This window comes from Paenibacillus xylanexedens, assembly GCF_001908275.1.
In the GTDB taxonomy this organism is placed as follows: domain Bacteria; phylum Bacillota; class Bacilli; order Paenibacillales; family Paenibacillaceae; genus Paenibacillus; species Paenibacillus xylanexedens_A.
Window position 1 is genome coordinate 797,878 of the sequence record NZ_CP018620.1, and the last position, 14,533, is coordinate 812,410.

Genomic DNA, 14,533 nt, shown 5'->3' on the forward strand with positions numbered 1-14,533 from the left:
ATGCAATATGCCGCGATAAACGGAGAGTTGGTCAATATGGCGGCGGCCGTGGTTCCTGTAACGGATCACGGCTTTTTGTACGGACTTGGACTGTTTGAGACGTTCCGGACGTATCAAGGTGTCCCATATCTTTTGGAACGGCATCTGGAGCGCATGGCTTCGGGGTGTAAGGAACTTGGCATTCCTTTTACAACGACCGCGGCAGAGGTGACAGGTTGGCTTCAACGTTTGATGGATGCGAACGGACTTCGGGATGCGTATGTGCGATACACGGTATCAGCCGGTGAAGCACCGCTAGGCTTACCTTCTGGTGATTATTCGAAGCCAAATCATATTTTACTGGCAAAAGCATTACCTGATCCTTCTCCCTCTTTATATGAGAGTGGAAAAATGATTCAACGGTTGTCTACACCTCGCAACACGCCCGAAGGAGAAGTTCGGTTCAAGTCGCTGCATTACATGAACAGTATTCTGGCGAAACGGGAGCTTAATGGATACGGGCAGCATGTGCAGGGTGCAGAAGGGCTACAATTAACCCGGGATGGTCATATAGCGGAAGGGATCGTCAGCAATGTGTTTTGGGTACGGGAAAATGTGCTTTACACGCCAGCACTCTCAACCGGCATTCTGCAGGGTATCACGAGAGCTGTGGTAATGGAGATTGCCTCGCAGCAAGGAATCCCCTGCATAGAAACGTTAGCTTCCTGGGAGGATCTCCTGCAAGCAGATGAAATATTTCTAACCGGCTCGGTGGCCGAAGTGGTTCCGGTGACAACTCTGCGGGATCAGGACGGAGCCGAAACGATAATTAGCAACGGACATATTGGCCCGGTTACAGCAGTCCTTCTGGGTATGTACCGGCAGAAAGCGGGGTATACTTCATGACACTTACACCTGTCATCTATGAACGGAACTATGCATGGGGGCCAGCTGAATTGAAGCTGGGTACAAGAACACAGATTATGGGCATTCTTAACGTCACGCCTGACTCGTTCTCGGATGGTGGACGTTATACCAACGTGGAGCGGGCGGTTGCCCATGCCAAGCAGATGATGGAGGATGGGGCGGACCTGATTGATATCGGCGGGGAGTCCACCCGGCCAGGTTCAGATATTGTGGGCGCCGATGAAGAGCTTAGCCGGATTATTCCGGTTATTGAAGCATTGCATCAGCAAGCCCCGCACATTCCGATATCGGTAGACACGTATAAGGCCGATGTTGCACGTCAGGCTATTCTGGCCGGTGCTCATATTATTAATGATGTGTGGGGTGCCAAGGCAGATCCAGATATGGCCCGCACGGCAGCCGAACTGGGGTGTCCCATCATTTTGATGCATAATCGGCAGGATCGGAATTACACCGATTATCTGAGTGATGTCGTCAGTGATTTGCAGGAGAGTATACAGATTGCGTTAACAGCCGGCGTGAAAGCAGATCAAATTATCCTGGACCCGGGCATTGGTTTTGTGAAGGATCTCGGAGAAAATCTGAAGCTCATGTCATCGCTCGGTTTGCTCAATGAAATGGGGTATCCCGTTCTGCTAGCCACCTCACGCAAAAGATTCATCCAGAACACTCTGGATGTCGGGGCGGATGATGCGCTGGAAGGAACGGCTGCGACCGCTGCATTTGGCATTGCCCAAGGCTGCCAGATGGTTCGGGTTCATGATGTGAAGTCGATTCGGCGGACGGCAGACATGTGTGATGCCATGTTGTATGCTTCTCCGGGTATACGGAGGAAATAATGTTGGCGGGTCCCTGGTGACCCGTCCAGTGGAAGCGCAGCGTTTTTCAAAGGCGAAGCTAAGGCATAACTTCAAATAGATTAAAATTTCAATATATATAGAGGGCAGGCGGATCGTATGGATAGAATGGTATTGCATCGTATGGAGTATTACGGATATCATGGTGTTTTTGCAGAAGAACGGAAGCTTGGGCAGCGGTACTATATTGATCTGGAGATTGATATGGACCTGGGTGAGGCCGGACGTAACGATGATCTGACCAAAACGATTAATTATGCGGAGATCCATGAGCTGGTAAAACAGATTGTAGAGAATAAATCATTCCAGTTAATTGAAGCTTTGGGCGAACATATTGCATCTTCTTTACTAGACACTTATACTATTATCAATGCATTGACAGTCAAGGTGACGAAGCCACATCCGCCATTCGATATTCATTTTGAGGGCGTAACGGTAGAGCTTCGCCGCACAAGAAAGTGAGAACCGATCATGATTGCACATTCGACCTCTGAATCTTCAGAGGCTTATATTGCTTTAGGGGCCAATTTGGGTGACCGGGAACAGACGCTGTTTGAAGCATTGTCTTTGCTGGATGAACACCCTCATATATCCGTTCTGCGTTGTTCTGCACTATATGAGACGGAGCCTGTAGGATATGTAGATCAGCCTGCATTTCTGAATATGGCAGTCGCCGTACAGGCGATGCTGACACCTGAGCAGTTGCTCACGGAATTATTGGATATCGAGAACCGTCTCGGTCGTGTTCGTGATATTCGCTGGGGACCGCGCACCGTTGATCTGGATCTGCTCTGGATGCATGGTGAGACGCGAGATACCGAATTGCTTCAATTGCCTCATCCTCGCATGGGAGAACGGGCTTTTGTACTGGTACCACTGTCGGATATCGTACCGGAGGGCGAGATTTCAGGTTTGTATACCTTTGTACACTCATCGTTGTCTGTACTGGATGGAAAGGATGGAATACAGCTTTGGAAAACATGCAATTGGCCAACCGAATCCGGGCATTCCGGAAGCTGAAAGGTTTAACACAACATGAACTTGCGGCCGAGACCGGCATCTCGCTGGCCATTCTGGGAACCATTGAACGGGGAAACCGTAAGGTATCACAGCAAGAACTCGATCGAATTGCTGGTGTGCTGGCAATCAGTATCGAGGAGTTGCGGGGCAACTAGGACCGTTTCGGTTTCGCCATGTTACAACAACCAAGACACCGATCAAACTTTATATCGTGATATATACAGAATTAAAAAAGGAGTGGAACGACTACCGTGCTTAACATTGGTGGCATTGAAATGAAAAACCAGGTCGTACTTGCGCCGATGGCTGGCGTATGTAATCCGGCTTTTCGTTTGATCGCAAAAGAATTCGGAACAGGCCTCGTATGTGCGGAGATGGTGAGTGGCAAAGCCATTGTCCATGGCAACCAGCGTACACGTGAGATGTTGTTTGTAGATGAGCGTGAGAAACCGCTGAGCCTTCAGATTTTTGGGGGAGATCGTGATTCCCTCGTAGAAGCAGCCAAAATCGTGGACAAAGAAACCAATGCAGACATCATCGATATTAACATGGGATGCCCTGTGCCAAAGGTAACGAAATGTGATGCCGGTGCACGTTGGTTGCTTGATCCGAACAAAATCTATGAGATGGTATCCGCTGTCGTGGACGCGGTGGAGAAGCCGGTGACGGTCAAGATGCGTATCGGGTGGGATAACGAGCATATCTTCGCGGTGGAGAATGCGCTCGCGGTTGAACGTGCTGGTGGACAGGCAGTAAGTGTACACGGCCGTACGCGTGAGCAACTCTATACAGGCACAGCTGACTGGTCACACATCAAAGATGTAAAAGAAGCTGTCTCTATCCCAGTGATCGGCAATGGTGATGTCCATACACCAGAGGATGCACGCCGTATGCTGGATGAAACGGGTTGTGACGGAGTTATGATCGGTCGTGCTGCCCTGGGTAACCCATGGATGCTGTATCGTACCATTCAATACTTAAGCACGGGGGAATTGCTTCCTGACCCGAATGGCGAAGAGAAGATCCGTGTTGCCATCCTGCATATGGATCGCCTGATCGCATTGAAGAATGAGACGGTTGCCGTACGCGAGATGCGCAAACATCTGGCTTGGTATTTGAAAGGTTTGAAAGGATCTGCTCGCATCAAGGACGTTATTATGGAAGGAACCAAGCGGGACGAGATGGTACAGATTCTGGAGAACTTTGTGAGTCAGCTGAAACGCGAAGGTAATTTGGAGTCAGAACCGGTAATTGCCGGAAATGCATCTTAATTATAAACGCATCTGTAAAACGTTTACACCTATAGGGAACGTAACATTGACTTTTCGAGATCGTTCCCCTATAATTTCTCAGTATAAATTCGCCATGTGCGTTAATAAGGCTATAGCATCAGGAGGAATATTCTATTTCTCTGGAGAACTTCATATAGTTTTGAAGATGTATGCGGGCGGAGCTCTGTAACAAGCACTGATTCCGTTGCCGTACAATCAAATTTATTCCCATGACAGGAGAATCGGTTGAGATGAGCGACAAGGAAGTTATCCTTACACCAGAAGGACTCAAGAAGCTGGAAGAAGAATTGGAAACATTGAAATCAGTGAAGCGCCGCGAAGTGGCTGAACGGATTAAGGTAGCCATCGGGTATGGAGATATCAGTGAAAACTCTGAATACGAAGACGCGAAGAATGAGCAAGCTTTCATTGAAGGACGTGTAATTACGTTGGAGAAATTGCTTCGTAACGCGCGGATTATTAACAGCGACGAGATCGATACCGATGCCGTAAGCGTGGGTGCAACCGTCACTGTAGAAGATCTGGAGTTTGGCGACATCACGGAATATACGATTGTAGGTACTGCGGAGGCAGATCCGCTTCAGAACAAGATATCGAACGAGAGCCCTGTAGGTAAAGCGATTCTCGGCAAGAAAAAAGGTACAGTTGTTGATGTAAGTGTGCCTGCTGGCGTAATTCAATATAAAATTATGGACATTAAAAAGCTATAGCAACGAAGCAGTTGGGCGCGGTAAACAAAAGCTTCCTTAGGGAAGCTTTTTCAACATTAGAGGAAAAACGTCCTCTCACGATGCCTGCAATGTAAATAAGGAGATGAATACAGATCATGACGGATGAAGTCTTGAATCAGGAAACCGAACTTAGCGAGCTTTTACAAATTCGCCGTGACAAATTGGACGAGCTCCGCAAATTGGGAATCGACCCTTTTGGCCAAAAATACGTACGTACCGAAGAAGCCGGCTCCATTCTGAAGAAGTATGAAGAACTGACCAAGGAAGAGCTGGAAGAGAAGCACATCGAAGTCAGTATTGCCGGACGGATTATGGCGAAGCGGGGAATGGGTAAAGCAAGCTTCGCACATATTCAGGACCTGAGCGGCAGAATCCAGATCTATGTTCGTCAGGATAGCATGCCTGAAGACAAGTATGCGGCATTTAGCCTGCTGGACCTTGGCGATATCGTTGGGGTAACAGGTGTGATCTTTAAGACCAAAACAGGTGAAACTTCTGTCAAAGTGAAAGATCTTGAAGTGCTGTCCAAATCGCTCTATCCGCTTCCGGATAAATTCCATGGTCTCACTGACGTAGAGCTGCGTTACCGCCAGCGTTATGTTGACCTGATTATGAGCCCGGACGTACAACAGACCTTTATCGCACGTTCCAAAATCATTCAATCGATGCGTCGTTACCTGGATTCCCTTGGATATCTGGAAGTGGAAACACCTACGTTGCATACCATCGCAGGAGGAGCGGCAGCACGTCCGTTCATCACACATCACAATGCGCTGGATATGGAACTGTACATGCGGATTGCGATTGAACTTCACCTGAAACGTCTGATTGTTGGCGGACTGGAGAAGGTATACGAGATCGGCCGTGTATATCGGAACGAAGGTATGTCCACACGTCACAATCCGGAGTTCACCATGATTGAATTGTATGAGGCATATGCCGACTACAAGGATATTATGCAATTGACGGAGAACCTGGTTGCTCATATTGCACAGGAAGTACTGGGTACGCAAGTGATCCAGTATGGAGATTATGAAGTAGATCTTACGCCGCAGTGGCGCCGTGTTACGATGGTGGATGCAGTTAAGGAAGTTGTGGGCGTTGACTTCTCCGTACACATGACGGATGAGGAAGCGCATAACTTGGCGAAGGAACATAAGGTTCCGGTTGAAAAACATATGACATTTGGTCATATTCTGAACGCGTTCTTTGAAGAATTTGTAGAAGAGACGTTGATTCAACCGACATTCATTATGGGACATCCTCTTGAAATCTCGCCACTAGCGAAGAAAAATGATGTAGATCCGCGTTTCACGGATCGCTTCGAATTGTTCATCGTTGGACGCGAGCATGCCAATGCCTTCACAGAGCTGAATGATCCAATCGATCAGCGTCAGCGCTTTGAAGCACAGATGCTGGAGAAAGAACATGGGAACGACGAAGCTCATGAGATGGATGACGACTTCATCCGTGCGCTCGAATATGGTATGCCACCAACAGGCGGATTGGGAATCGGGGTGGATCGTCTGATCATGCTGCTTACCAACTCCCCATCGATTCGTGACGTACTGCTCTTCCCGCACATGCGTCCTCGTACGCAAGATTAAATAAGGAACGTAGGATACGTTCATAATAGAAGAGGAACCTGCCGTTCAGTATCATGCTGGGGCAAGTTCCTCTTTAGGTTTACATAGACGCTAAAAATAAAGTTTGTCAGATGGCCCTTGCTCACAGCACATCATTAGGGTAACACCGCGTCTTGAAATTGTTAGATTAACTGTTCGTATTTTTGTTAAAAGAGGTGCCCTTCATGAAGTTCAGGCTTCACTTTGCCAAATTCTTATCTCCTCCGTTAATTCTGGTCGGTGGTTTTCTGCTTATCATTGCGATTGGAACGGTGCTTCTCATGTTGCCAATCTCCAACCAAAGCGGCATACATTTGGCGTTTATTGACGCGCTCTTTACATCAACCTCTGCTGCATGTGTGACTGGATTGGTTGTTGTGGATGTAGGGACAACGTTTAATTTGTTTGGTCAGTTCGTCATCATGGTATTAATGCAGCTTGGTGGACTCGGATTCATGACCATGGCTACTCTCTTTGCACTTGTATTGGGCAAGCGAATCTCACTCAAGGACAGGTTATTACTCAAAGAAGCCATTAATGCAGACAGTATGGAAGGGATAGTACGCATTATCCGCAAGGTGTTGATATTCTCCTTTACCATTGAAGGGGTGGCTGCTGTCATACTAGCGCTGCGCTGGGCAACGGAGATGCCATTGGGTCAGGCCGTATACTATGGAATATTTCATTCCGTTTCATTGTTTAATAATGGCGGATTTGATCTGTTTGGCAACAGCTTTCAATACTATACTGGAGATTGGATATTCAATGTGACCGCTTCTGTGCTGGTTGTCTCTGGTGGGTTGGGTTTTGTTGTATTAAATGATCTGTTCGAGTATCGCAAACGCCGCCGTCTATCTCTTCAGTCCAAACTGGTGCTGTCTGTATCCGGAGCGCTGATCGGTATAGGAGCGATTGTGTTGTTTGTTTTCGAATTCACCAATGGACATACACTGGCTTCACTCACATGGAGCGAGAAGATCTATGCGTCCTTCTTCCAGTCTGTCTCTACACGTTCGTCGGGAACGAGTACAATCGATATCACGGAGATGAGGCAGGCTACCCAATTCTTCTTCATTCTGCTGATGTTTATCGGGGCTTCCCCAGGATCGACCGGGGGCGGAATCAAGACGACTACATTCCTGATCATGATTGGTGCGGTGTATGCCATGATTCGGGGAAATAAGGATATTGTGTTTTTCCGCCAGCGTGTTCCGAAAGAACTGCTGATGAGGGCGTTGACCATTATTATGGTTTCTCTGATCATATTCATGATCGTGGTGATGCTTCTGCTTACGACAGAGGATGAGCCATTCCTTTCACTGATGTTTGAAGCTGCATCCGCAATCGGTACCGTGGGTCTTTCTGTGGGAGTGACTGATGAGTTGACCAATTGGGGAAAAATCATTATTACCTTTACCATGTTTGTAGGTCGGATTGGGCCATTAACCATCGCGTATGCCCTTCGTCCGCGCAAAGAGAAGAAACTGTATCGTCATCCGGAGGGCCGGATCATTATCGGATAAAAAGAAAAACCGTCAGACATTCAGAACTAACTCCTGTTATCGTAACGGGCCTTAGTCACAACGAATGTGCTGCGGTTTTTTTGGTTTAACGGCACAAGGAAGCAAGATGCAAAGTGAGAACATCGTCCATGAGCTTGGCATTCATCTGATCCGGTCTAAGCACGGTATGTATGCCTAAGCCATCTACCAGTGCATACAATCTCTCGATCTCCAGTTCTTTGTCCAGATCGGGTCTGGAGAGGTCGTGCTTTATCAGGTAGTTGATAACAGAACCTACAGCTTGTCTGAGTTCATCATATACGGTATTAGCAAGTTCTTTGAGTGTAGAATCGGTTTTCGATCTGGCTGTAAAAGCGTACCACACCTCCATTTCGGCCAGTTTTTCTTCTGTGTTTGGTAAGAATTCGAGCAATAGGCATTTCACATTGTCCATGGGAGAGCCGGTAAAGGACATTTTTTGGACTCGATGAGACACCCGTTCAGATACCAAATTCATGGCATATCGTAGTAGTTCCGATTGAGTAGAAAAGTAGTGACGCATCGAACCGACCGAAACTCCAGCTTCTTCAGCAATATTCCGAACAGAGGCCTGTTCCATGCCATCTCTTCGTATAATACGCCAAGCTGCCTCGGCCACGAGCACGCGCTGTTTATCGTGATCAACAATTTTAGGCATAGGCATATTATATCACTGTTGATTATTATAGTACACACGTGCTAAATTATATTTAATACATTTGTATCAAAAAAGGAGAGGCTGAAATGATTGGTTATTTCATTATAGGTTGTGAGATTGCCTTTTGGGTGTTTGTGTTCGCGGGTCTGAGTGTCAGGTATCTCCTTGGCATGAAGCGATTAGGCATCGGTATGTTAATGGCGACGCCGGTTATCGATCTGTTATTGCTGGTAGCTACAGTTATGGATCTACAGCGAGGAGCTACAGCAAGTATGATTCATGGTATAGCTGCGGTGTATATAGGAGCAAGCATTGCCTATGGTCACCAGATGATCGCTTGGGCGGATCGATATTTCCTATATTGGTTCAAAGGTGGAGAAAACCCTCGTAGTAACAAGTTATATGGTAGAGAACATGCGAGTCGTGAGCGTAGTGGATGGTTTAGACATCTATTGGCTTGGGCTATAGGAAGTGCTTTTCTATTCGCCATGATATGGTGGATTGGAGATGCTGAACGTACAGCTGTCTTCAATAATCTGATCAGAGTGTGGGGAATGATACTCGGAATCGATTTTCTGATAAGCTTTAGTTACAGTTTATGGCCAAGAAAGGTTCCTGCTAGGAATGTTAAACATTAAAAAGTTAGGTGGACGTGCGTATGAACTTGCTAAGTTGGGAGAATACCATATGTACGTCCGTTATTAGATCAATCCGATTGTTAATATAGTTTCAAAAAAAGACTTGCATTCAATATCTGCACATGGTATATTCTAATTCCGGCCAAGAAAACACGGTTTACACGGTGCGGCAAGCAAATGAAATAAGCTTCGAAAGAAACTTTAAAAAAAGAGCTTGCAAAGTTGGTTCGGATGTGATAAGATATAAAAGTTGCTGAAGAGAACAACATTCGGTAACGAAATAAGTTTGATCTTTGAAAACTGAACAACGAGTGAGTAAACATTCTGCTTGCAGAATGAACGCGAAAGTTTGAAACAAGCCTTGGCTTGAATCGACTGGAGCACAAATGAGATTTTTAATCTCGTCAGATTCAAAATGAGCTTATCGCTCTTTTCAATACTTTATTGGAGAGTTTGATCCTGGCTCAGGACGAACGCTGGCGGCATGCCTAATACATGCAAGTCGAGCGGAGTTGATAGGAAGCTTGCTTCCTTGATACTTAGCGGCGGACGGGTGAGTAACACGTAGGCAACCTGCCCTCAAGTTTGGGACAACTACCGGAAACGGTAGCTAATACCGAATAATTGTTTTCTTCGCCTGAAGGAAACTGGAAAGACGGAGCAATCTGTCACTTGGGGATGGGCCTGCGGCGCATTAGCTAGTTGGTGAGGTAACGGCTCACCAAGGCGACGATGCGTAGCCGACCTGAGAGGGTGATCGGCCACACTGGGACTGAGACACGGCCCAGACTCCTACGGGAGGCAGCAGTAGGGAATCTTCCGCAATGGGCGAAAGCCTGACGGAGCAATGCCGCGTGAGTGATGAAGGTTTTCGGATCGTAAAGCTCTGTTGCCAGGGAAGAACGCTTGGGAGAGTAACTGCTCTCAAGGTGACGGTACCTGAGAAGAAAGCCCCGGCTAACTACGTGCCAGCAGCCGCGGTAATACGTAGGGGGCAAGCGTTGTCCGGAATTATTGGGCGTAAAGCGCGCGCAGGCGGTCATTTAAGTCTGGTGTTTAATCCCGGGGCTCAACCCCGGATCGCACTGGAAACTGGGTGACTTGAGTGCAGAAGAGGAGAGTGGAATTCCACGTGTAGCGGTGAAATGCGTAGATATGTGGAGGAACACCAGTGGCGAAGGCGACTCTCTGGGCTGTAACTGACGCTGAGGCGCGAAAGCGTGGGGAGCAAACAGGATTAGATACCCTGGTAGTCCACGCCGTAAACGATGAGTGCTAGGTGTTAGGGGTTTCGATACCCTTGGTGCCGAAGTTAACACATTAAGCACTCCGCCTGGGGAGTACGGTCGCAAGACTGAAACTCAAAGGAATTGACGGGGACCCGCACAAGCAGTGGAGTATGTGGTTTAATTCGAAGCAACGCGAAGAACCTTACCAGGTCTTGACATCTGAATGACCGGTGCAGAGATGTACCTTTTCTTCGGAACATTCAAGACAGGTGGTGCATGGTTGTCGTCAGCTCGTGTCGTGAGATGTTGGGTTAAGTCCCGCAACGAGCGCAACCCTTATATTTAGTTGCCAGCACTTCGGGTGGGCACTCTAGATAGACTGCCGGTGACAAACCGGAGGAAGGTGGGGATGACGTCAAATCATCATGCCCCTTATGACCTGGGCTACACACGTACTACAATGGCCGGTACAACGGGCTGCGAAATCGCGAGATGGAGCCAATCCCAACAAAGCCGGTCTCAGTTCGGATTGCAGGCTGCAACTCGCCTGCATGAAGTCGGAATTGCTAGTAATCGCGGATCAGCATGCCGCGGTGAATACGTTCCCGGGTCTTGTACACACCGCCCGTCACACCACGAGAGTTTATAACACCCGAAGTCGGTGGGGTAACCGCAAGGAGCCAGCCGCCGAAGGTGGGATAGATGATTGGGGTGAAGTCGTAACAAGGTAGCCGTATCGGAAGGTGCGGCTGGATCACCTCCTTTCTATGGAGAATCGTTTCCTGCAACGGAAACATTCAAATATGCAGCTTAGCTGCAAAACACTCACTCGTTGCTCAGTTTTGAGAGCTCAAACTCTCAAACAGCTTGCTTTTGCATGGAGCTTGTTCTTTGAAAACTAGATATCGAAACGAAACAAACGCGAATTAGAACATTCCTTTAAGCTGAACTTGTGTAAACAAGTGAAGTGTTTATAAAGGTAGTTAAATTGCTTTTGTGATGGTATCGGGTGAGAGCGACTTTTGGATTTGGACGTAGTCCAAACCAAGGGAAGCGAGCGACCGAAACCGGAACAAAATGGTTAAGCTACTAAGAGCACACGGAGGATGCCTAGGCGCTAGGAGCCGATGAAGGACGTGGCGAACAACGAAACTGCCTCGGGGAGCTGTAAGCAAGCTTTGATCCGGGGGTGTCCGAATGGGGAAACCCAGCTGGGGTAATTTCCAGTTACTCACAACTGAATACATAGGTTGTGTAGAGGCATACCAGGGGAACTGAAACATCTAAGTACCCTGAGGAAGAGAAAACAATAGTGATTCCGTCAGTAGCGGCGAGCGAACGCGGAGAAGCCCAAACCAGAGAGCTTGCTCTTTGGGGTTGTGGGACGTCTCACATGGAGTTACAAAGGAACCGGTTAAGCGAAGAGGTCTGGAAAGGCCCGCCAAAGAAGGTAAAAGCCCTGTAGTTGAAAGTCTGTTCCCTCCGAGACGGATCCCGAGTAGTGCGGGGCACGTGAAACCCCGTATGAATCCGGCAGGACCATCTGCCAAGGCTAAATACTTCCTAGCGACCGATAGTGAAGCAGTACCGTGAGGGAAAGGTGAAAAGCACCCCGGAAGGGGAGTGAAATAGAACCTGAAACCGTGTGCTTACAAAAAGTCAGAGCCCGTTTTAGGGGTGATGGCGTGCCTTTTGTAGAATGAACCGGCGAGTTACGTTCCCGTGCAAGGTTAAGGTGAAGAGCCGGAGCCGCAGCGAAAGCGAGTCTGAATAGGGCGATGTAGTACGTGGACGTAGACCCGAAACCGGGTGATCTACCCCTGTCCAGGGTGAAGGTGCGGTAACACGCACTGGAGGCCCGAACCCACGCATGTTGAAAAATGCGGGGATGAGGTGGGGGTAGCGGAGAAATTCCAATCGAACTCGGAGATAGCTGGTTCTCCCCGAAATAGCTTTAGGGCTAGCCTCGGAAAACAGAGTCGTGGAGGTAGAGCACTGATTGGGTGCGGGGCCCGCAAGGGTTACCAAGCTCAGTCAAACTCCGAATGCCATAGACTTACTTCCGGGAGTCAGACAGTGAGTGCTAAGATCCATTGTCAAAAGGGAAACAGCCCAGACCATCAGCTAAGGTCCCCAAGTGTGTGTTAAGTGGGAAAGGATGTGGAGTTGCACAGACAACCAGGATGTTGGCTTAGAAGCAGCCATCATTTAAAGAGTGCGTAATAGCTCACTGGTCGAGTGACTCTGCGCCGAAAATGTAACGGGGCTAAACACACCACCGAAGCTATGGCTTGATGCTTTGCATCAGGGGTAGGGGAGCGTTGTATAAGGGTTGAAGGTGTACCGTAAGGAGCGCTGGACATTATACAAGTGAGAATGCCGGTATGAGTAACGAAAAGATCAGTGAGAATCTGATCCGCCGAAAGCCTAAGGGTTCCTGAGGAAGGCTCGTCCGCTCAGGGTAAGTCGGGACCTAAGGCGAGGCCGAAAGGCGTAGTCGAAGGACAACAGGTCGAAATTCCTGTACCACCGTAAGCCGTTATGAGCAATGGGGGGACGCAGTAGGGTAGTGACGCGGACTGATGGATGTCCGTCTAAGCAGTAAGGCTGATGTGTAGGCAAATCCGCACATTGTAAGGCTGAGCTGTGATGGGGAGCGAAAATTATAGTAGCGAAGGTCATGATCTCACACTGCCAAGAAAAGCCTCTAGCCAGGTGAAGGTGCCCGTACCGCAAACCGACACAGGTAGGCGAGAAGAGTATTCTAAGGCGCGCGGAAGAACTCTCGTTAAGGAACTCGGCAAAATGACCCCGTAACTTCGGGAGAAGGGGTGCCCCGGTAGTGTGAATAGCACGAGGGGGCCGCAGTGAAAAGGCCCAAGCGACTGTTTAGCAAAAACACAGGTCTGTGCGAAGCCGTAAGGCGAAGTATACGGGCTGACGCCTGCCCGGTGCTGGAAGGTTAAGGGGAGTGGTTAGGAGCAATCCGAAGCTGTGAACCGAAGCCCCAGTAAACGGCGGCCGTAACTATAACGGTCCTAAGGTAGCGAAATTCCTTGTCAGGTAAATTCTGACCCGCACGAATGGCGTAACGACTTGGGCGCTGTCTCAACGAGAGATCCGGTGAAATTTTAATACCTGTGAAGATGCAGGTTACCCGCGACAAGACGGAAAGACCCCATGGAGCTTTACTGCAGCTTGATATTGAATTTGGGTACGATCTGTACAGGATAGGTGGGAGCCTTTGAAGTGTGAGCGCCAGCTTGCGTGGAGGCAACGTTGGGATACCACCCTGATCGTATCTAGGTTCTAACCTGGTACCGTAATCCGGTGCGGGGACAGTGTCAGGTGGGCAGTTTGACTGGGGCGGTCGCCTCCTAAAGAGTAACGGAGGCGCCCAAAGGTTCCCTCAGAATGGTTGGAAATCATTCGAAGAGTGCAAAGGCATAAGGGAGCTTGACTGCGAGACCTACAAGTCGAGCAGGGACGAAAGTCGGGCTTAGTGATCCGGTGGTACCGCATGGAAGGGCCATCGCTCAACGGATAAAAGCTACCCTGGGGATAACAGGCTTATCTCCCCCAAGAGTCCACATCGACGGGGAGGTTTGGCACCTCGATGTCGGCTCATCGCATCCTGGGGCTGAAGTAGGTCCCAAGGGTTGGGCTGTTCGCCCATTAAAGCGGTACGCGAGCTGGGTTCAGAACGTCGTGAGACAGTTCGGTCCCTATCTGTCGTGGGCGTAGGAAATTTGAGAGGAGCTGTCCTTAGTACGAGAGGACCGGGATGGACGTACCGCTGGTGTACCAGTTGTTCCGCCAGGAGCACCGCTGGGTAGCTATGTACGGACGGGATAAACGCTGAAAGCATCTAAGCGTGAAGCCCCCCTCAAGATGAGATTTCCCAGTATGTAAGACCCCTTGAAGACGACGAGGTAGATAGGCTGGGGGTGGAAGTGCAGCAATGCATGGAGCTGACCAGTACTAATCGGTCGAGGGCTTATCCAATAGCAAGTTGTCATTCGCATGTTTCGTTTCG

Annotated in this window: 11 protein-coding genes and 2 rRNA genes; 12 read left to right on the forward strand and 1 reads right to left on the reverse strand. The window is 48.8% G+C overall.

Annotated features, from left to right (window positions below; all coding sequences use genetic code 11):
• From BS614_RS03380 to BS614_RS03420, 9 genes are all read left to right on the forward strand, one after another.
• Entirely contained in the window at window positions 1-885 is an 885-nt protein-coding gene (locus BS614_RS03380; RefSeq protein WP_074092928.1) for an aminotransferase class IV, read from the forward strand.
• Window positions 882-1,745, forward strand: coding sequence for a dihydropteroate synthase (folP, locus tag BS614_RS03385; RefSeq protein WP_074092929.1), 864 nt, complete (start codon window positions 882-884; stop codon window positions 1,743-1,745). Before BS614_RS03380 ends, folP begins: the two co-directional genes overlap by 4 nt.
• Window positions 1,746-1,862: 117 nt before the next feature.
• Entirely contained in the window at window positions 1,863-2,225 is a 363-nt protein-coding gene (folB, locus tag BS614_RS03390; RefSeq protein ID WP_036606103.1) for a dihydroneopterin aldolase, read from the forward strand.
• 9 nt (window positions 2,226-2,234) lie between these two features.
• On the forward strand, window positions 2,235-2,783 hold the full coding sequence (gene folK, locus BS614_RS03395; RefSeq protein ID WP_047844503.1) for a 2-amino-4-hydroxy-6-hydroxymethyldihydropteridine diphosphokinase: 549 nt from the start codon (window positions 2,235-2,237) through the stop codon (window positions 2,781-2,783).
• The gene (locus BS614_RS03400) at window positions 2,744-2,938 is read left to right on the forward strand and encodes a helix-turn-helix domain-containing protein (protein ID WP_036668438.1); all 195 of its coding nucleotides are present in this window, start codon (window positions 2,744-2,746) and stop codon (window positions 2,936-2,938) included. The genes folK and BS614_RS03400 overlap by 40 nt, the downstream gene beginning before the upstream one ends.
• Window positions 2,939-3,034: 96 nt before the next feature.
• Window positions 3,035-4,054 (forward strand): tRNA dihydrouridine synthase DusB, encoded by a 1,020-nt coding sequence (dusB, locus tag BS614_RS03405; protein ID WP_074092930.1) that lies wholly within the window; start codon window positions 3,035-3,037, stop codon window positions 4,052-4,054.
• 251 nt (window positions 4,055-4,305) lie between these two features.
• The gene (gene greA / locus BS614_RS03410) at window positions 4,306-4,785 is read left to right on the forward strand and encodes a transcription elongation factor GreA (protein ID WP_036606099.1); all 480 of its coding nucleotides are present in this window, start codon (window positions 4,306-4,308) and stop codon (window positions 4,783-4,785) included.
• A gap of 116 nt (window positions 4,786-4,901) precedes the next feature.
• Window positions 4,902-6,413 carry a lysine--tRNA ligase gene (gene lysS / locus BS614_RS03415; RefSeq protein WP_074092931.1) on the forward strand — a complete coding sequence of 504 codons (1,512 nt, stop codon included), beginning with the start codon at window positions 4,902-4,904 and terminating at the stop codon, window positions 6,411-6,413.
• Between the two features lie 203 nt (window positions 6,414-6,616).
• Window positions 6,617-7,954: a TrkH family potassium uptake protein gene (locus BS614_RS03420; RefSeq protein WP_074092932.1), complete on the forward strand. Its 1,338-nt coding sequence runs from the start codon at window positions 6,617-6,619 to the stop codon at window positions 7,952-7,954.
• 85 nt (window positions 7,955-8,039) lie between these two features.
• On the opposite strand, the gene BS614_RS03425 is transcribed toward BS614_RS03420, so the two are convergent.
• Entirely contained in the window at window positions 8,040-8,630 is a 591-nt protein-coding gene (locus BS614_RS03425; protein ID WP_074096672.1) for a TetR/AcrR family transcriptional regulator, read from the reverse strand.
• Between the two features lie 86 nt (window positions 8,631-8,716).
• Between BS614_RS03425 and BS614_RS03430 the strand changes: the two genes are divergently transcribed.
• The 3 genes from BS614_RS03430 (at window position 8,717) to BS614_RS03440 (ending at window position 14,502) form a co-directional block, all read left to right on the forward strand.
• Window positions 8,717-9,268: a hypothetical protein gene (locus BS614_RS03430; protein ID WP_074092933.1), complete on the forward strand. Its 552-nt coding sequence runs from the start codon at window positions 8,717-8,719 to the stop codon at window positions 9,266-9,268.
• Between the two features lie 441 nt (window positions 9,269-9,709).
• Window positions 9,710-11,262: ribosomal RNA gene (locus tag BS614_RS03435) — 16S ribosomal RNA — on the forward strand.
• A gap of 314 nt (window positions 11,263-11,576) precedes the next feature.
• Window positions 11,577-14,502 (forward strand): 23S ribosomal RNA (locus BS614_RS03440).
• The 16S and 23S rRNA genes sit together here, the layout of an rRNA operon.
• Window positions 14,503-14,533: the final 31 nt, after the last annotated feature.